Genomic DNA, 17,899 nt, shown 5'->3' with positions numbered 1-17,899 from the left:
AGTAACCTATGAAGATATATACAATAACCTGTCATAACGTCTATAATCACGGGGCTTCACTCCAAGCTTATGCTTTAATGAAATTTTTGTTAACATGTGGTCATGAAGTAGAAATTATTGATTACAGACCGAAGTATTTAAATAACCATTATAATTTATTGAACGTTGATAATCCAAAATGGGAAAGAAATATCATACTTAAGTGGTTATATTTGATGATGAAGTTCCCCTTGCGATTAATTGGGTTAAAGAGAAAGAAAGCATTTGATAGTTTCACCTTTGAATTTTTAAAATTGACTAAAAATATTTACACGACAAATGATGAGCTAAGAAATTTACCGATTGTAGATGCATACATTTGTGGAAGTGATCAAATTTGGAATAGTTTATTTGAAAACGGAAAAGATCCAGCGTTCTATCTAGATTTTGCACCAAAAGAAAAATTAAAGTTATCTTATGCTGCCAGTTTTGCAACTGATTTTATATCAAATAATTGGATACCTTTTGTGAAAAAAAGAGTGAAGGAACTTGACGGAATTGGTGTAAGAGAAACTAGTGCAGTAGATATCTTGAATAAGATGAATATTTCTAAAGCAGTGACTGTAGTGGATCCCACCCTTTTATTAAGTAAACATGATTGGAATATAATTAGTAAAAGAAAGTTTAAACAAAAATACATTCTTATTTACGATTTCGAGAAGAGCAATTTAATTGAAAGGTTAGCAACTGAATTAGCAAGAGAAAAAGGGTATAAGATTTACAGCATTAACCCGGTAAATATTAAGTATGCACACAAACAATTCAAATATGTAGGACCCGAAGTTTTTATCTCTTTAGTCAGAGATGCTCAATTTATTTTTTCGAACTCATTTCACGCTGCAGTTTTTTCCGTTATTTTTAAGAAAAATTTTGCGATCGTTAACAGAACTGAAAATATAAACACAAGGATGAGAGATTTTTTAACTGAATTGAAACTCAATGATAGGTTGGTTCAAGAAGATAGAATTATTACAGACATTCTAAAACCAATTGATTACAATGAGGTTGTGGAAATCATTGATACAAAAATAAACTTCTCGAAAAGTTATTTAGAAAATTTATTAACAAAAAAACGGGTTAAAGATGCTTTATGAAAAAGACTGTATTATTTGTTATAGATTCTTTGGGCAGTGGAGGAGCTGAAAAGAGTCTTTCCTCACTACTTTCCCTATTTGACTACGACAAGTATAACGTTGATTTACTAATGTTTTCACAAAACGGATTATATGTTTCTTCATTACCAAAAGAAGTGAATATTTTAGAAACACCTAATTTAATTTCATATTTTCGTGAGGATTTTAAGTCCCTTTTATTAAACAAGAAATTCAAAGAAATATATCTCAAGGCCGGCTTATCTTTAGCGTTAAGGAACCCGATATTAAAGGATCGATTCCATAGTGCTCAACAAAATTGGAAGTGGTTATCAAAAGGTTTTAAAAAACTGGATAAGAAATATGATACTGCTATAGCCTATAGTCAAGGCGTTCCAACTTACTTTGTAGCAGACAAAATAAAAGCTTTTAAAAAAATTTGTTGGATAAATACCGACTATAAGTTAGCAGGATATAACAAGAGTTTTGATAAAGAATTTTATAAAAAATTTGATCAAATTGTAGCTGTATCAGAAGGAAATAAGGAGATTTTTTTGAAAGAAATGCCGTTTACTAAAGAAAAAGTTTCAGTAATTAATGATATTCTATCCTTTGAATTGATTAATGAATTATCTAATAACTCAAATGGATTTCTAGATGATTTTAATGGTACTCGAATCCTTACAATCGGAAGGTTAGTTGAGGTAAAAGGATATGATTTAGCAATAAAAGCCTGTTTCTTCTTAAAAACCAATGGTTATAACATTAAATGGTACGCTATTGGAGAAGGTATTTTACAAAAACAGTTAGAAGTACTAATTAAAGAATACGGATTGCAGGACACTTTTATACTTTTAGGCACTCATCCAAACCCCTATAACTATATAAAAAATAGTGACATATATGTTCAGTCATCTAGGTTCGAAGGTTTTGGGTTAGCGATTGCAGAAGCTAGACTGTTAAATATACCAATCGTTACTACAAATTTTGGTGGGGTAAATTCTCAAATCGTGAATGAAAAAAATGGTCTAGTAGTGGACATGAATGCTGAAGCAATATCGGCGGGAGTTTTAAAATTAATTAATGATGAACAGTTACGTAAGAATATAATAAAAAATTTAAAGTTCGAAAAAAAAGGTAACACGGAAGAAATCGAAAAAATTTACAGACTAATCGGATGAAGGTGAGCTAACTGATGAAGAAAAAAATTGTGTTTATGCTCATCAATATGAATATTGGAGGTACTGAAAAAGCTCTCCTGAACATGATTGAAGAAATTCCAGAAGAAGAATACGAAATTACCATTTTGTTGCTGGAGAAATACGGAGGCTTTCTGGAGGACATTCCTACCTATGTAAAAGTAGAATACTTGGGACAGTACCAAGCGATAAAAAGGCTCTACAATGATCCGCCTAAGATTTCGATTATCAACTTTATAAGGGAAAGATCTTTAAAATGGATTCCTTTTTCATTTAATTATGCTTTGTCAAAATTAATGAAAAGGAAATCCATTTTTCTTCGTTACCTTTTAAAAGACATTCCTAAGCTGAAAAGTGAATATGATATAGCTGTAGCTTATGCTGGTCCAATGGATCTCATAAGCTATTTTGTTATTCATAAAATGAAAGCAAAGAAAAAAGTTCAGTGGATTCATTTTGATGTGACGAAAATAGGTTTTGACTTAAAATTCGCTTCTACAATCTACAAGAAATTTGACAGGATATGTGTAGTATCCGAAGAAGGGAATCCAAGCTCCTTAACTTAGTTCCGGAGATCCAAAATAAAACAGAAGTTGTTCTCAATACCGTATCTCCCAAGGTAATTCAAAGAAAAGCCGGGGAAGGAAAAGGCTTTGAAGACAAATTTGATGGATTAAGGATTTTAACAGTTGGAAGGCTTTCACATGAAAAAGGACAGGACTTAGCGATTAAAGCGATGAGTAAGCTGGTAGAGGAAGGTTACAACGTTAAATGGTATTGTGTCGGGGAAGGCAGTGAAAGAAGGAATTATGAAGAATTGATTCGGCAGCATAACTTAGAGGGAAAGTTTATTTTATTAGGAGAAAACAAGAACCCTTAAATCTTCATGGATCAATGTGATATATATGTACAGCCCTCAAGATATGAAGGGTACTGTATAACGGTTCTTGAAGCCAAACTTTTTAATAGACCCATCGTTGCTACCAATTTTAATGGAAGCACAGAACAGCTTACTAATGGAAAGACAGGGTCGATTGTTTCAATAAATGAAGAAGCAATTTATTTAGCAATTAAAGAGTTAGTCCTTTATAAAAAGAAAAGAGAGTCTTTTTCTAAAAACATGAGCAAAGAACAAAAATGTAAATTATCAATACCCTTTATAGTATAAAAAAATTTGATAGACCAACTGAGAGGTGAAACTTATGAAACTAGCCGTTTTTAAGATAATTAGACTTTTTAATAAAAAGGAAAAGAAAAAAATGTTTTATCTATTTATAATGATGATTTTCGCAGCTATTTTAGAGACGGTTGGAATTGGGTTGATCGTTCCTCTTGTAGGTTTGCTTACAACACCAGAGGTGATTCAAGAGCAACAGGTTTTAGCAACAATATATGAGTTCTTCAATTTCCAATCAACTACATCTTTTATTGTTTTTTCGGTTGTAATGTTACTTACAGTATTCATTATTAAAAACCTGTATCTTCTTGTATACAATTACGCACAGTTTAGAGTAATACTTAACCAGCAGGTTAAACTTTCAAGATCTCTCTTTAAAGAATATCTAACTAAACCATACACCTTTCATCTTCAAAGGAATACAGCAGAGTTATTAAGGAACGTAAATGATGAAGTACCAAAAGTTCTTCAGGGAATGGTATTGTCAAGCTTTCAACTTTTAACTGAATTTCTAGTTATAGTATGTATAATGATTTTATTATTAATAACTGCTCCATTGGCTACACTTACCGCTGCACTATTAATGGGTGGGAGTGTTTTTATTTTCTTTTCTATTTTCAAAAAAAAGATCAGTTCCCTTGGTAAAGAGAAGCAGAAAGTTAGTGGGAATATGATTAAGTGGGTGAATCAAGGATTGGGGGGAAGCAAGGAAGTTAAAGTGACAGGGAAAGAGAACTTCTTTATAAATGCTTACAGCAGACAAAGTCAGATTAAGGCCAATAATGACCGGTACATGAAAATGCTTGAGCAAGTTCCTCGTCTATTTATAGAAACGCTTCTAGTTTCCACGGTATTATTAACCATGCTAATTATTATTTTTCAAGGAAATAATACAGCTGAATTAATTTCTACTATGGCACTCTTTGCTATGGCCGCTTTCAGATTAATGCCTTCAATTACCAGAGTTGTTGCATTAACTACGACGATTCGGTATAGTCAGCCTGCTTTAGATGTAGTGTATGGGGATTTATTTGAAAAAGATGAGTATAAGGTTCAGGAAGAAATAGGATCTGATAAAAGCATTCATTACTTAAATAACGGGGAAAGAGTGTTCAAAGAAGCAATTGCATTAGAGAAAGTTTCATTTAAATATCCAAATCAAGAAAAGCTAGCGATTCGCAATGTGAATTTGATGATACCAATTGGAAAATCAGTAGCTTTTATTGGCGAATCAGGTGCAGGTAAAACCACTTTAATAGACATCGTCCTAGGTCTCCTGGAACCTGAGCATGGGGACGTACGGGTGGACTCACGAAGCTTGAAAAATATTAAATCATTATGGCAGCAAAAGATTGGTTATATTCCTCAATTCATCTTCTTATCGGATGACACGATTAAAGCGAATATCGCTTTTGGGCTGGAGGAGGAAAAGATAGATGATGATGCGGTATGGTCAGCACTTGAACAGGCACAACTAAAAGAATTTGTTCAATCTCTTCCTGATCAGCTTGAGACTACAGTGGGAGAAAGAGGAGTAAGGCTGTCTGGAGGTCAGAGGCAACGAATTGGAATAGCTCGTGCCCTTTATCACAACCCGGAGATATTATTTATGGATGAGGCAACGTCTGCTCTTGATAATGAAACGGAAAAAGAAATTATGAAGGCTATCGATGGACTTAAAGGTGAAAAAACCCTAATTATTATTGCACACAGATTAAGTACGATCCAAAATTGTGATATTGTCTTTAAAATGGAAAATGGACAGCTAATCTCTACAGAGAACAAGGGGGAAAGGAAAGTTATTTAACTATAACTTTGAAAAAGTTGGCTAAAAATAAAATAGAATATGGAATAAAAAGGATTGACAATTCGCATTCACAGTGTAAAATTTAAACTACATTCTATATAAAGAACAAAAATTCAATGAGTTATCAAAGGGTTTAATTTTTAAATTAATTGTTCTTAATTAAGAAATTTAATCCCAAGATACATGCTAAGGAGGCTCCCATGAGCGCAATCGCAGGCCTTATTAACTTAAACAACGAACCAGTTTCAGCTGAATATGGCCGGGCAATGATGAATGCATTGGCTCAGTTTCCTTCTGATGACCGGCAATCCTATCGTCAGCAAAATGTGTTTATGGGATGTCACTTACAGTGGATCACGGAGGAGTCAGTAGGGGAGCAGCTTCCCTTCTATGATTACCAAAAGCAACTGGTAATAACTGCTGATGCTCTTATTGATAACCGTAAAGAGCTTTTCGATCAACTGCAGATAGCAAAACAGGATCAAAAGGGGATGCCGGATAGCAGACTGATTTTATTAGCTTATGAAAAATGGGGAGAAGACTCACCAATGTATTTGCGTGGTGACTTTTCATTTATGATCTGGGATGAAAAGGAGAGAAAGCTTTTCGGAGCCCGGGATTTTTCAGGGACCAGAACACTTTATTATTATCGAGATAGTTCAAGGTTTGCTTTTTGTACAATGATTCAACCATTCCTTTCCCTTCCTTTCGTTAAAAAGAGAATTAATGAATTATGGCTCGCCGAATATCTTGCTATCCCGGGGATGCACGAAACCGTTGAGCCGTTTTCAACAGTATATGAAAACATAGATCAAATTCCACCGTCTCATTCTTTAACGCTCGTAAATGGAAAAATAACGATCAAGAAGTATGAAACAGTAAAAATGGATGCTGAAAAGCTAAAGCTTCGTTCGAGTGATGACTATATAGAGGCATTTCAGCATGTGTTTCAAAAAGCAGTGGCTGCGCGTACACGAACCATCCATAGCGTTGGATCACAGCTGAGTGGAGGACTTGATTCAGGATCTGTGGTCAGCTTTGCCGCTCCTCATTTAAAACGGCAAAATAAACTTCTGCAGACCTTCAGTTATGTACCTGAGAATGATTTTAAAGATTGGACTCCTAAGAGTAGAATAGCCGACGAGAGACCATTAATAAAGTCCACCGTGAATTTTGTAGGTAATATAAAAGATCACTATTTAGATTTTAAAGGAAGAAGCCCTTATTCAGAAATTAACGAATGGCTAGAAATCTATGAAATGCCTTATAAGTTTTTTGAGAACTCTTTTTGGACAAAAGGAATTTACCAAACAGCCCAACAACAAGGGGTAGGGGTGTTGTTAAATGGAGGAAGGGGAAATTGGACAGTATCTTGGGGACCAGCTCTTGAGTACCAGACTCTTTTATTTAAAAAATTGAGGCTGATACAACTTTTTAGAGAAGTAAATCAGTACAGTAAAAATATTGGTGCAAAAAAGTCACGTGTATGGTCTGTAGTAAAAGGTAAAATAATTGCAGAATTATCATCACCAAAGTCAGCTGGAAGCTTTCCCCTTCTTATCAATTCTTCATTTGCGGATAAAACAGGAGTGTTGGAAAAAATTAAAGAACATAAAATGGACGCAGCATCTTACTCCTATTTTAATTCTTATGAGGCAAGAAGAAAGCAATTTGAGAAACTTACTTTTTGCAATATTACGGGTACCAACGGAACAAAATTGTCACTTAGATATAAGGTAATGGGGCGTGATCCCACAAACGATTTGGATGTCATAAATTTCTGTCTATCAGTACCAGAAGATCAATATGTACAAAATGGTGTTGATCGACTCCTTATCAGGCGGGCAACTGAGAACTATTTACCGGATGATATTAGACTAAATCAAAAGGTTCGGGGCATTCAGGGAAGTGATGGTATTCATCGAATGCAGCAGGACTGGAAAGAATTCATGGCTGAGGTTTATCAGGTAACACAAGATCCTATTATGAAAGATTTAATTGATATGGATGTTTTACGAGCAGCGCTATCCAGGACGGATCCTACTAATCCCGGAACAAATTATGTTTATAATGCAAATTTTAAGACGTTAATGAGGAGTATTATAGTTTCTAGATTTATTAAAAAAATAATTTGAAGGGAGGTGAAATTTATGAAGGAATGGAAAACCCCAACACTTGAAGCATTAGAGATAGTGAATACAATGGCTGGTCCAGGATTTACGATACCTGATGCAGATCAACCAGATCCGGATGAAACTATTCATTTCGACAGCTAGAATTCATAAACTATTTTATCGGCTCTTATACATAAGCATTAAGTATAAGAGCCCTTTTTATGTTTTATCTATTAAATATTTTATTCGATGATTGACACTAACATCAAAAGATGATAATTTTATCATATACCTTGTTCTTAATACAGAACATAGATATCGTTGTTATATTTTATTTAGCTTTTTATATTTTTTTACCCTTTATGTTCTTTATATAGAACAACCTTCAATTCCATCCATCTAAAAGGAGGACAACATGAGCGCCATTACAGGAATCTATCATATCAATAGCGATCCGGTTTCTATTGAGCAAAGTCAGCTCATGATGAAATCCTATGAAGCATTTCCGTCGGATGACAGGAGGACGTGGGTGAATAAAAATTTATTTCTCGGCTGCCACGCACAGTGGATTACGCTGGAATCTGTGGGAGAAATACTTCCCGCTTATGATGATGAAAGAAAGTTAGCGATTACTGCTGATGCCATTATAGATAACAGAGACGAATTATTTACTAGATTAGGAGTTAAGAAGGAAGAGAGAAGTTCCATGCCGGATAGCCGGTTGATTTTACTGGCGTACTCCAAATGGGGAGAAGAGGTGCCCGAGCATTTAAAGGGTGATTTTGCTTTTATGATCTGGGATGAGAAAAAGCAGCGGTTATTTAGCGCAAGAGACTTTTCAGGTGCCAGGACGCTTTACTTTTACCATAATGAAGCCCGTTTTGCTTTTTCTACACTGATCGAGCCGTTATTTACGCTTCCGTATATAAAGAAAGAGCTAAATGAAGACTGGCTGGCAGAGTTTATTGCCATTCCAACCATGGTGGAGGCGGTGGATATGCTGTCTACCGTTTATAAAGGGATCAGGCAGCTCCCACCATCTCATCGCATGACTGTCACAAAGGACAAGATTTCGATTTCCCGATACAGCCTCCTGGATGGAGATGACAAGCTTAGGCTGAAGTCCAACGATGAGTATGAGGAAGCATTTAGAGAGGTTCTCCAAAAAGCGGTGAAAGCAAGAATCCGGACACATGGAGAGGTCGGCTCTCATTTAAGCGGGGGGCTTGATTCAGGGTCAGTGGTGAGCTTTGCTGCTGATGAGCTTAAGCAGCAAAATAAAAGGCTTCATACCTTTAGCGCTGTTCCCCTGAAAGGTTTTCAGGATTGGACAGATCCTTATTATGTTCCGAATGAATCACCGTTTATCAAAGAAACGGTCAGACATGTGGGGAATATTAAGGATCATTATTTACCCTTTGATGAAAAAAGCCCCTTAACCGAAGTAGATGATTTTTTAGAACTTATGGAAATGCCTTATAAATTCTTCGAAAATACTTTTTGGTTAAAAGGCATCAATCAGGAGGCGCAGCAAAAGGGAGTTAAGGTCATGCTGAATGGCTCGAGAGGCAATCATTCAATATCGTGGGGATCCATGACGCTTACGTATAACTTTTATGCTCAGCTTTTTAAAAGGCTGAGGTGGATGAAGCTTTATATCGAATTGGATGCGTACTGCAGAAACTTTAAAACCGGAAAGTCGGTGCTCGTTCCTTTTGTAGCAAAACGGGCTTTTCCAAAGTTTGCAGCAAAAGTTCAGCAGGAGCACTATCAATTCCCGGTATTTATTAACCCGGCTTTAGCTGAAAGAACGAAGGTGTTTGAAAAGCTAGAAGCGAATGGGATGGATCAAAACGGGATCGTCGTTCACAACCTGTCTGATTACAGAAGAACCTACTACAATCAGCCCTTTGTCTGGAATAAAAGCGGAGTCGCCTCAACGAAGCTGTCCCTTCGCTACTCTCTGTGGGACCGGGATCCGACCAATGATATTGATGTCATACGGTTTTGTCTGGCTATACCAGAGGAGCAGTACACAACAAATGGAATGGACCGCTCCCTTATCCGTCGGGCAATGAAGGGATACCTGCCTGACCGGGTGAGGATGAATCAGTCAACAAGGGGCCTTCAGGGAGCGGATGTGATTCAACGGATGACCTCAAATTGGACAGGTTTTATAGAAGAGATTGAGGATATGCTGAAAAACCAGCAGCTTGCACCGTTTATTGATCTTACGTCTGTGAAAAACTCCTTTGACAGACTCGGCAGAGAACCCCGCCCTGAAATGATTACAGAGGATGAATTTAAAGTAGTAACGAGAAGTCTTATTATCCATCGATTTCTCAAACAATTTGACTGAAGGGAGGTGAGACAATGAAAAAGCAATGGAAAGCACCAGTGGTTGACGTGTTGGATATCAGCATGACGATGAATGGCCCAGGTAACGCAAATGCTGACTGTTTTGATGTTTCAGATGGAAAGTCTGAAACGCATGAAGGCAGATCAAATGCAAGCTGCTTACAGGGTAGTTAATCCGGAATCTTTATTTTATTACTTAAGCATGCTGCCCCTATGCCTAATAGGTATAGGGGCAAGTGCTAAAGGTGGGTGAATGAATTGATAAAAAGTGAAATGGGTAATCTTTATCAAGCATTTGGGTTAAGCATTTTAAGTGAATATGTTTTGAAGGAATTAACCCCGCTTCCTCAATCAGAGGGGCAGTCAGCAGACGTTGTGATCGAAACAGGAAATTTGGAGGAGGAATGGGCGCAATCAGCGGAACCAAACCGCTATTTCTTTATTAAAGAAAAATGCTGCCTGTTTGAAATTCCAAAGGTCGCCATTTATAAAATCGAAGGCGGTAACCGGATTACAGTTTCTCCATATGAAGGGGCAAAGGAGGATCAACTGCGGCTCTATCTTCTTGGGACGTGTATGGGCGCAATTTTAATGCAGAGAAAAGTTCTCCCGCTGCATGGAAGCGCGATTGCGATCAATGGCAAGGCGTATGCGATTGTAGGAGACTCAGGAGCAGGAAAATCAACGCTTGCTTCAGCCTTTTTAAAGAGGGGCTACCAGCTGTTAAGTGATGATGTGATTCCTGTTACGTTAACAGAGGATTTTGTGCCGATGGTAACGCCGGCCTACCCGCAGCAGAAGCTTTGGCTTGAAAGCCTTAATCAGTTTGGGATGGAATCAGCCAATCTCCGGCCGATTATTGATCGAGAAACAAAATTTGCTGTACCGGTTGCAGCTCAATTTGCCAACCAGCCAATGCCTTTAGCGGGGATTGTAGAGCTTGTGAAGATAGAGGGAGATCAGGTAGAGATAAAAGAAATTCAAAAATTGGAACGGTTCCACAAGCTGTTTTATCATACGTACCGCAACTTTATCATCACCCGCTCCGGCTTAACGGATTGGCACTTTGCTATTTCAGCAAAAATGGCAAATAAAATGGATTTTTACCAGGTTGGGAGACCGGTTACTCAGTTTACCGCCCATCAGCTGACTGACATGATTTTAGAAAAATTTCTTAAGGAGGAAAAGGCTGTATGATCAAACATAATGAACTGTTAACGACTCATTTGCTTAGTCAAAAGGAAGGAAATATTGTGAGCGATATGGACGGCGAGAAGGTCATGCTGAGCATTGAAAACGGAAAATATTACAACTTAGGTGAGGTTGGCGGAGATATCTGGGATCTGCTTGAGCAGCCTGTTTCAGTACAGGATCTGGTGACATCCCTTACCACTCAATACCATGTGACAAAGGAAGAATGTGAGGAGCAGGTTCTTACATTTTTAGATCATTTAGCAGAAGAGGGGTTACTGGAAACCCATTCACGCTGATTGAAAGGACTGATTGGGATGATTAAAAAAATAACCTTATTTTTGTCCTTTAGCTTGGCGCAAAAAAAGCTTTTGATTGAATCCTATTCTTATCTTGCATGGGCACGTTACTTAAAAAGCATTCCGTTTTCAAAGGTCGTCCCATCATTAGGTGCGGTCATGCAGGAAACTGCGCTTGAGACGGACCCGGCAAATAAAAAAACACTCGGGGAAATTTCTCAGGCAATTCATCTTGCGAGCAAGTATACCTTTTTTGAAAGCCAGTGCCTCGTTAAAGCGATTGCTGCGATGAAGATGCTTGAAAAACGTAAGATTGAAAGCACACTTTATCTTGGGACAGCCCGGGATGAAGACGGACAGTTAATTGCGCATGCATGGATTAGAAGCGGTCCCTTTTACATCACGGGCTCAGAAGGAATGGAACGCTTTACGGTCGTCAGTAAATTTGCCAAAAACGTTTAAGAAGGAGCAGGCTATGGATAACGTATCTCAACTTGATCTATCACGCATTCCTCAGGAGCTTGAATTCCTGATTGAATTACTTAAATGGGAGCCGGAGGAGGCATTTCCAGAGGGTTTGACTGACCGGTATTCTGAACTGGACTGGGAACTGTTTATGCAGTTAACGCTTCATCACCGGGTTTATCCTGTTCTTACTCCAAAATTAAAACGGTTGGGCGACCGGGTTCCTTCGCATGTTACAAACGAGCTTACTCATCTATTTCGGCGGAATACCTTTCAAATGCTTCACTTAACGGCTGAAATGGAGCAGCTCAGCCAGCTGTTTACTGAACAGCATATCCCACTCCTCTTCCTCAAAGGCCCGACGCTTGCTCATGAATTATATAGCGACATTTCACTGCGTACATCAAGCGATTTAGATTTTATCGTTCCGATCGATGAATTGGAAAAAGCAGAAAAAATTCTGCTCGACCGGGGCTATGAAAAAGATGATTATATCCAGACTGTGTTAAATGACTGGAAATGGCGGCACCATCATGTTACCTATTTCCATCCGAAAAAGAAGCTGAAGGCAGAGATTCACTGGAGGCTGAATCCGGGGCCATCAAAAGAGCCTGATTTTACTGCACTATGGAACAGAAAAATCACAAGCGGGCTGACTAAAACCCCTGTTTACACACTTGGAAGAGAAGATATGTTTTTATTTCTCGTTTCCCATGGATCCCGGCATGGCTGGTCACGTCTTCGCTGGCTGATGGATATTCATCAATTATTGAACCAGAAGGTAAACTGGAAGCGGTCCTTTTCTCACCTGGAAAAGTATGATTATCTCCGTGCAGGCGGACAGGCAGTTTATTTATCCTCATCCGTTTTTGGATCGCCTGTGCCGATGAAAGGAATTCGAAAATACGCAAGCCTCGCTCAGCAGGCGGTTTTTTATATGGAAAATCAGGTAAACCTCCATACAGATCCTCTGCCGGAGGAATTTGCCCGCTATCATAAAAATCATTTATTTTCTTTAATGTCTTTTAAACAAAAGCTGTTTTTTATAATGAGCTTTATGCACCCTTATCCTGAAGATGCTCAAACATTGCCCTTGCCAGCCAAACTCCATGTGCTCTATTTTCCTCTTCGTCCTTTTTTATGGGTGTGGAGAAAAACGAGAAGTCATGCACTACCCCAGGGGGATTGAATCATGAAGCAAATTATGTTCTTTTTAAAGCAGATTCACTCATTTGCAGGAAGAGTTCTGTATGTCAATTTAGCTGCCATGATGGCCATCGGTCTGCTTGAGGGGGTGGCTGTACTTCTGTTGATTCCATTAATTGGTCTTACAGGCATCATTGATTTTGACAGTTCATCCATTCCGCTGGCCGGCATATTTTCGTTTATGGATGATGTACCTGTTCATATCAGTTTGCCTGTAATTTTAAGTGTTTTCGTCATCCTTGCGATCACCCAAAATCTTTTATATCAAAAAATCACCATACGAAATACGATCATTCAGCAGGGGTTTTTGCGCCACCTTAGAAACAAGACCTACAATGGGATTTTACATTCGAAATGGCACTTTTTTATTAATAAACGCAAATCTGATCTTGTTAATATTCTTACCTCAGAAGTGGTAAGGGCAAGCTCAGGGACGCAGTCGGTTCTGCAATTTATGTCTTCACTTATCACAACGATGATTCAGATTGTCCTTGCACTGCTGCTCGCTCCGACCATTACTATTTTTATTCTGCTCTGCGGAGGGGTTCTGGTCTTATTTAACCGTAAATTCTTAAAGCGTTCGCTCGAGCTTGGCATGCGGAATTATGAACTTGGAAAACGGTATATTGGCGGAATTACCGACCAAATTAACGGCATTAAAGATATTAAAAGCAACTCCCTCGAGCGTTCAAGGCTTGACTGGTATGCAGATATCACCCATGAAATGCAGCGGGAGCAGGTTGAGTATATGAAACTTAGAACGACTTCTCAAGTGTATTACAAAGCAGCTTCCGCGATTTTAATTGCAGCCTTTATTTATATTGCACTTATGATGTTCAACGCTCAGCTTGCCCAGTTGATGCTCATCATTGTGATCTTTTCGCGTTTGTGGCCGAGAGTGGCGGGTATCCAAGCCTCCTTGGAACAAATTGCGACGGTTCTGCCTGCATTTAAAGCTGTGCAGGCTCTTCAGCAGGAGTGCAGAGTGCAGGAGGAATTTGTTGAGAACCAGCAGATTGATCCGATGCAACTGAATCACCAGATTGAGTGCAAAGGGGTTTATTTTAGGTACAATCAACAGGAGCCCGACTATACCCTGGAGAATGTTGATTTTACCGTTCCTGCTTATAAAATGACTGCATTTGTCGGACGGTCTGGAGCTGGAAAAAGTACACTTGTGGATCTTTTGATGGGATTAAATCATCCGGAAAAAGGCGAAGTGCTGCTGGACGGCAAAGTACTCACAAAACAAAATGTACTGTCACTCAGACGTGCGATGAGCTATGTTCCACAGGATCCGTTTTTGTTTAATACGACAGTCCGTGAAAATCTTCAGCTTGTAAAGCCTGATGCAACGGATGAGGATTTGTGGGAAGCGCTGCAGTTTGCATCAGCTGATTCCTTTGTTGAAAAGCTGCCCCAGGGACTTGATACATTGATCGGAGACAGAGGGATCAAGCTTTCAGGGGGCGAGCGGCAGCGGGTCGTGTTGGCCCGGGCTATTTTACGGAAGCCTTCAATTTTGGTGCTCGATGAAGCGACCAGCTCTCTTGACACTGAAAGCGAGGCGCATATCCAGGAAGCGCTTGAGCGGTTAAAAGGGAAAATGACGATCTTAGTCATTGCACACAGGCTATCGACTATTCGCAACTCGGATCAGGTAATCGTGCTGGATGAAGGTAAAATTGTTCAAAAAGGCGGCTTCAAGCAGCTTGCGCAGGATAAATCTAAGGTCTTTAATCATCTATTGAAAAAACAGGTGGAAATTGCTCCTTAAAGATGTCTTATAAATGGAGAGTCAAGCGGTGAAGAGAATGATACTACTAGTGATAACGGTAATGGTCATACTGTTTGGTGTGTTTGTTTATTGGGATAATAACCGGCTTTTAGTTGAGTACCAAACGATTGAAATGACTCAGCTGCCTCAAGGGTTTGACGGCTACCGGATTTTACAGATTTCTGACCTGCATGAAAAGGAATTTGGAGACGGCCAGAAGAAACTTATTGAGGAGATCAATGCTCTTGAATACGATGCAATTGTGTTTACAGGAGACATGATGGATAAACCGGAGAAAACCGATTTTTCCGCCTTCTTCACTCTTTTGGAGGGAATCGAAAATAAAGAAAATGCCTTTTTTGTTCCAGGGAATACAGATCCGGACAGTTACGAGATAACACAGAATGGGAATGTTCAAAAGACCTCATTTATTCAGGAAATGGAAGAGCATGGGGTTCTGCTTCTGGAATCGGTTGAAGCCATTCAAAAGGGAGAGGACTCCTTATATTTTATAAATTTTGACCTTGCCTCACTCGATCCGGGGGAGGGTTTTACCCCTGTTTATGGAAGAGTTGCAAGGCCGATCGAAAAGGCTCATGCTTACGCGGAGTATCAAAATCAGCAACTTCTCCAGTTCAGTCAATTACAGGAGTCTGACGATGAAGTTCTGATTGCGTTAAGCCATTATCCAATCGTGGATGTACAGATGGATTATTTAGAGAGAATTTCTCCTATCAGAAAAAACATGCTGATTTTAGCAGGACATTACCACGGCGGGCAGATTCGTATTCCTTTTCTAGGTGCACTCTTTGTTCCAGAGGCCTGGTATGATCGCAACGGCTTATTTCCGCCGCGGGACAGAGTAAGCGGACTCTGGGAATACAATGGCACAAAGCAATACGTAAGCACCGGTATCGGCAGCAGCGACGCCTTATCCTTCCTAAACTTCCGCCTTTTCAACCCACCACAGATCAACCTGATAACCCTAACAAAAGAGCAAGATGACTCAAGTGAAGGGTGAAAAAAGTGAAGGGTGAATACTAAAACAAAAAGCAGCGTCCGCTCTCGCGAAGAGAGCGGACGCTGCTTTTTTGGTTTTGATATTTCGGGTGGTGCCAGGCACTTGTCGAAAAGTTTTTCGGAAATTTTTATGTGAAACAACCTTGTTATATAGGTGTTTAAGAGGAACATATAAAAGTTTTTAAAATAAACTGTTATAAAACAGTTGAAAACAAAATACATCTGTTATATATTAGTGTTACAAAATTCAAACAGGGAGGTAATAACATGCAAACACACCAAAAAGAAACAACAAGCAGAGAGTTGATTGAGCGCTGGATTGTTCAGCAGGTATTGGAAGGAAGATCAAATCAGGAGCTTAGCGGTACGATGTTTATCTACGGGGATGAAGCATTTGAGCTTCAGGAGACAGCAATTGGTTCATTGGAAATTAAAGAACAGCCGGCAGAGCAAATTGTTGTTTTCAGAAAGAAGGAAGAAATGGATCCGGCAAATGTATGCAGAGCATGCGGACTTGATTATTCATCATTTAAAGAAGCCATCGAGTGCTGTGCGGATGTAGATTAAATTTTTTTGGTCCTTCTGTTATATAACAATATTAATTTATTGATTAATGTATTATAACAATAATAGATAAGGGAGAGATGATCATGTCAACGAGAGAAGAACAAGCAAGACAATTAGAGGAAAGCTGGAGCCAGGAGCGGTGGAATGGAGTAGAAAGACCTTATACAGCAGAGGATGTAATTAAGCTTAGAGGATCTGTAGTAATTGAACAAACCTTAGCAAAAATGGGGTCAGAGCGCCTTTGGGAGCTTGTTACAACCGAAGATTACGTAAATGCACTGGGTGCGTTAACTGGTAATCAGGCCATGCAGCAAGTAAAAGCAGGATTGAAGGCAATTTATTTGAGCGGCTGGCAGGTAGCAGCAGATGCAAATCTTTCAGGCCACATGTATCCTGACCAAAGCTTGTACCCTGCGAACAGTGTTCCTCAAGTAGTTAAACGAATTAATCAAACGCTTCAGCGGGCCGACCAGATTCAGCAGGCAGAAGGAAAAGGGGACACCTACTGGTACGCACCGATTGTAGCGGATATGGAAGCGGGCTTTGGAGGAAATTTAAATGTGTTTGAGCTTACGAAAGCAATGATTGAAGCAGGAGCAGGCGGCGTCCACTTAGAAGATCAGCTTTCCTCTGAAAAGAAATGCGGACACTTGGGAGGAAAAGTGCTTCTACCGACTCAAACCGCAGTGAAAAATCTTGTTTCTGCCCGTCTTGCAGCGGATGTAATGGGTGTTTCCACCATTATTATCGCAAGAACTGATGCAAATGCAGCCAACTTGATTACAAGCGACGTTGATCCTTATGACCAGCCATTTATAAAAGGAGAGCGTACACCTGAAGGCTTCTACCATACCAATGATGGAATTGACCAGGCAATCGCTAGAGGGCTGGCTTACGCACCTTATGCAGATATGATCTGGTGTGAGACCTCAGAGCCTAATATTGAGGAAGCAAGAAAATTTGCAGAAGCCATTCACGAGAAATTTCCTGGCAAACTGCTTGCTTATAATTGCTCCCCGTCGTTTAACTGGAAAAAGAAGCTGGATGAAGACACCATTGCAAGATTCCAGCAGGAGCTTGGCCAAATGGGCTACAAATTTCAATTTGTTACACTTGCTGGCTTCCATGCACTTAATTATGGAATGTTTGAGCTTGCAAAAGGCTATAAAGAGCGCGGAATGGCTGCTTACTCAGAACTTCAGCAGGCTGAGTTCGATGCTGAAGACAGCGGCTACACAGCCACACGCCACCAACGCGAGGTAGGAACCGGCTACTTTGACGAAGTATCCATGGTCATCTCAGGAGGAACATCCTCCACAACCGCCCTTCGAGGTTCCACTGAATCAGAACAATTCCAACGATCATAACCAAAAAATGAAAGCCTTTTCCTACCATGGAGAAGGCTTTTCTTTCGATCCTAATATAGAAAGTTCATGCTTCATAAAGAATATTATTTACCATACTTACTAAAGAAAAGAGTTGATGAGCCTTTAATGCTAAAAAGGAATTTATTCAGAGCATTTAAATTTCGAATAACCAAACTCGATGATAAGAAGTTGATTGAAGCGGAAGGGGCTGACTCCTGCGGG

16 protein-coding genes and 1 pseudogene are annotated in these 17,899 nt (G+C 39.2%); all 17 read left to right on the top strand.

Annotated elements, in window-relative coordinates; genetic code table 11:
• Positions 1–8: 8 nt before the first annotated feature.
• The 17 genes and pseudogenes from C4B60_RS15605 to aceA all read left to right on the top strand — a co-directional run bounded on the left by C4B60_RS15605 (position 9) and on the right by aceA (position 17,677).
• On the top strand, positions 9–1,133 hold the full coding sequence (locus C4B60_RS15605) for a polysaccharide pyruvyl transferase family protein (RefSeq protein WP_104058969.1): 1,125 nt from the start codon (positions 9–11) through the stop codon (positions 1,131–1,133).
• Entirely contained in the window at positions 1,130–2,311 is a 1,182-nt protein-coding gene (locus tag C4B60_RS15600) for a glycosyltransferase (RefSeq protein WP_104058968.1), read from the top strand. Before C4B60_RS15605 ends, C4B60_RS15600 begins: the two co-directional genes overlap by 4 nt.
• Positions 2,312–2,325: 14 nt before the next feature.
• A complete protein-coding gene (locus C4B60_RS21750; RefSeq protein WP_245154012.1) occupies positions 2,326–2,895 on the top strand; it encodes a glycosyltransferase family protein in 570 nt (189 codons plus the stop codon).
• Positions 2,853–3,497 (top strand): annotated as a pseudogene (locus C4B60_RS21745) (glycosyltransferase). The gene C4B60_RS21750 and the pseudogene C4B60_RS21745 overlap by 43 nt, the downstream one beginning before the upstream one ends.
• A 34-nt stretch (positions 3,498–3,531) precedes the next feature.
• Positions 3,532–5,313 (top strand): ABC transporter ATP-binding protein, encoded by a 1,782-nt coding sequence (locus tag C4B60_RS15590; RefSeq protein WP_104058967.1) that lies wholly within the window; start codon positions 3,532–3,534, stop codon positions 5,311–5,313.
• Positions 5,314–5,513: 200 nt separating this feature from the next.
• Positions 5,514–7,448, top strand: coding sequence for an asparagine synthase-related protein (locus C4B60_RS15585; protein WP_104058966.1), 1,935 nt, complete (start codon positions 5,514–5,516; stop codon positions 7,446–7,448).
• 15 nt (positions 7,449–7,463) lie between these two features.
• Positions 7,464–7,589, top strand: coding sequence for a paeninodin family lasso peptide (locus tag C4B60_RS21275; protein ID WP_135122131.1), 126 nt, complete (start codon positions 7,464–7,466; stop codon positions 7,587–7,589).
• A gap of 253 nt (positions 7,590–7,842) precedes the next feature.
• The gene (locus C4B60_RS15580; protein WP_104058965.1) at positions 7,843–9,786 is read left to right on the top strand and encodes an asparagine synthase-related protein; all 1,944 of its coding nucleotides are present in this window, start codon (positions 7,843–7,845) and stop codon (positions 9,784–9,786) included.
• A 14-nt stretch (positions 9,787–9,800) separates the two neighbouring features.
• A complete protein-coding gene (locus C4B60_RS21270) occupies positions 9,801–9,959 on the top strand; it encodes a paeninodin family lasso peptide (RefSeq protein ID WP_135122130.1) in 159 nt (52 codons plus the stop codon).
• 84 nt (positions 9,960–10,043) lie between these two features.
• The gene (locus tag C4B60_RS15570) at positions 10,044–10,982 is read left to right on the top strand and encodes an HPr kinase/phosphorylase (protein ID WP_425331171.1); all 939 of its coding nucleotides are present in this window, start codon (positions 10,044–10,046) and stop codon (positions 10,980–10,982) included.
• Positions 10,979–11,275, top strand: coding sequence for a lasso peptide biosynthesis PqqD family chaperone (locus C4B60_RS15565; RefSeq protein ID WP_104058964.1), 297 nt, complete (start codon positions 10,979–10,981; stop codon positions 11,273–11,275). Before C4B60_RS15570 ends, C4B60_RS15565 begins: the two co-directional genes overlap by 4 nt.
• Before the next feature lie 12 nt (positions 11,276–11,287).
• On the top strand, positions 11,288–11,737 hold the full coding sequence (locus tag C4B60_RS15560; protein ID WP_245154031.1) for a lasso peptide biosynthesis B2 protein: 450 nt from the start codon (positions 11,288–11,290) through the stop codon (positions 11,735–11,737).
• 13 nt (positions 11,738–11,750) lie between these two features.
• Positions 11,751–12,929: a nucleotidyltransferase domain-containing protein gene (locus C4B60_RS15555; protein WP_104058963.1), complete on the top strand. Its 1,179-nt coding sequence runs from the start codon at positions 11,751–11,753 to the stop codon at positions 12,927–12,929.
• Between the two features lie 3 nt (positions 12,930–12,932).
• Complete coding sequence (locus tag C4B60_RS15550) at positions 12,933–14,723, top strand: ABC transporter ATP-binding protein (RefSeq protein ID WP_104058962.1); 1,791 nt, start codon at positions 12,933–12,935, stop codon at positions 14,721–14,723.
• A 37-nt stretch (positions 14,724–14,760) separates the two neighbouring features.
• Positions 14,761–15,744: a metallophosphoesterase gene (locus C4B60_RS15545; protein WP_245154030.1), complete on the top strand. Its 984-nt coding sequence runs from the start codon at positions 14,761–14,763 to the stop codon at positions 15,742–15,744.
• Positions 15,745–16,010: 266 nt separating this feature from the next.
• Positions 16,011–16,310, top strand: coding sequence for a hypothetical protein (locus tag C4B60_RS15540; RefSeq protein ID WP_104058960.1), 300 nt, complete (start codon positions 16,011–16,013; stop codon positions 16,308–16,310).
• Positions 16,311–16,393: 83 nt separating this feature from the next.
• Positions 16,394–17,677 carry an isocitrate lyase gene (aceA, locus tag C4B60_RS15535; RefSeq protein ID WP_104058959.1) on the top strand — a complete coding sequence of 428 codons (1,284 nt, stop codon included), beginning with the start codon at positions 16,394–16,396 and terminating at the stop codon, positions 17,675–17,677.
• The last annotated feature ends 222 nt before the right edge of the window (positions 17,678–17,899 follow it).

This window comes from Jeotgalibacillus proteolyticus, from assembly GCF_002926065.1.
In the GTDB taxonomy this organism is placed as follows: Bacteria; Bacillota; Bacilli; order Bacillales; family Jeotgalibacillaceae; genus Jeotgalibacillus; species Jeotgalibacillus proteolyticus.
The sequence above is the reverse complement of the archived record's forward strand: the minus strand, read 5'-3'. Positions and strand labels throughout refer to the sequence as shown.

What these genes read in the sequence shown, in the direction of transcription:
- C4B60_RS15605 (WP_104058969.1), top strand. Translation starts at nt 9, where the DNA reads ATGAAGATATATACAATAACCTGTCATAACGTCTATAATCACGGGGCT.
- C4B60_RS15600 (WP_104058968.1), top strand. Translation starts at nt 1,130, where the DNA reads ATGAAAAAGACTGTATTATTTGTTATAGATTCTTTGGGCAGTGGAGGA.
- C4B60_RS21750 (WP_245154012.1), top strand. Translation starts at nt 2,326, where the DNA reads ATGAAGAAAAAAATTGTGTTTATGCTCATCAATATGAATATTGGAGGT.
- C4B60_RS15590 (WP_104058967.1), top strand. Translation starts at nt 3,532, where the DNA reads ATGAAACTAGCCGTTTTTAAGATAATTAGACTTTTTAATAAAAAGGAA.
- C4B60_RS15585 (WP_104058966.1), top strand. Translation starts at nt 5,514, where the DNA reads ATGAGCGCAATCGCAGGCCTTATTAACTTAAACAACGAACCAGTTTCA.
- C4B60_RS21275 (WP_135122131.1), top strand. Translation starts at nt 7,464, where the DNA reads ATGAAGGAATGGAAAACCCCAACACTTGAAGCATTAGAGATAGTGAAT.
- C4B60_RS15580 (WP_104058965.1), top strand. Translation starts at nt 7,843, where the DNA reads ATGAGCGCCATTACAGGAATCTATCATATCAATAGCGATCCGGTTTCT.
- C4B60_RS21270 (WP_135122130.1), top strand. Translation starts at nt 9,801, where the DNA reads ATGAAAAAGCAATGGAAAGCACCAGTGGTTGACGTGTTGGATATCAGC.
- C4B60_RS15565 (WP_104058964.1), top strand. Translation starts at nt 10,979, where the DNA reads ATGATCAAACATAATGAACTGTTAACGACTCATTTGCTTAGTCAAAAG.
- C4B60_RS15555 (WP_104058963.1), top strand. Translation starts at nt 11,751, where the DNA reads ATGGATAACGTATCTCAACTTGATCTATCACGCATTCCTCAGGAGCTT.
- C4B60_RS15550 (WP_104058962.1), top strand. Translation starts at nt 12,933, where the DNA reads ATGAAGCAAATTATGTTCTTTTTAAAGCAGATTCACTCATTTGCAGGA.
- C4B60_RS15545 (WP_245154030.1), top strand. Translation starts at nt 14,761, where the DNA reads ATGATACTACTAGTGATAACGGTAATGGTCATACTGTTTGGTGTGTTT.
- C4B60_RS15540 (WP_104058960.1), top strand. Translation starts at nt 16,011, where the DNA reads ATGCAAACACACCAAAAAGAAACAACAAGCAGAGAGTTGATTGAGCGC.
- aceA (WP_104058959.1), top strand. Translation starts at nt 16,394, where the DNA reads ATGTCAACGAGAGAAGAACAAGCAAGACAATTAGAGGAAAGCTGGAGC.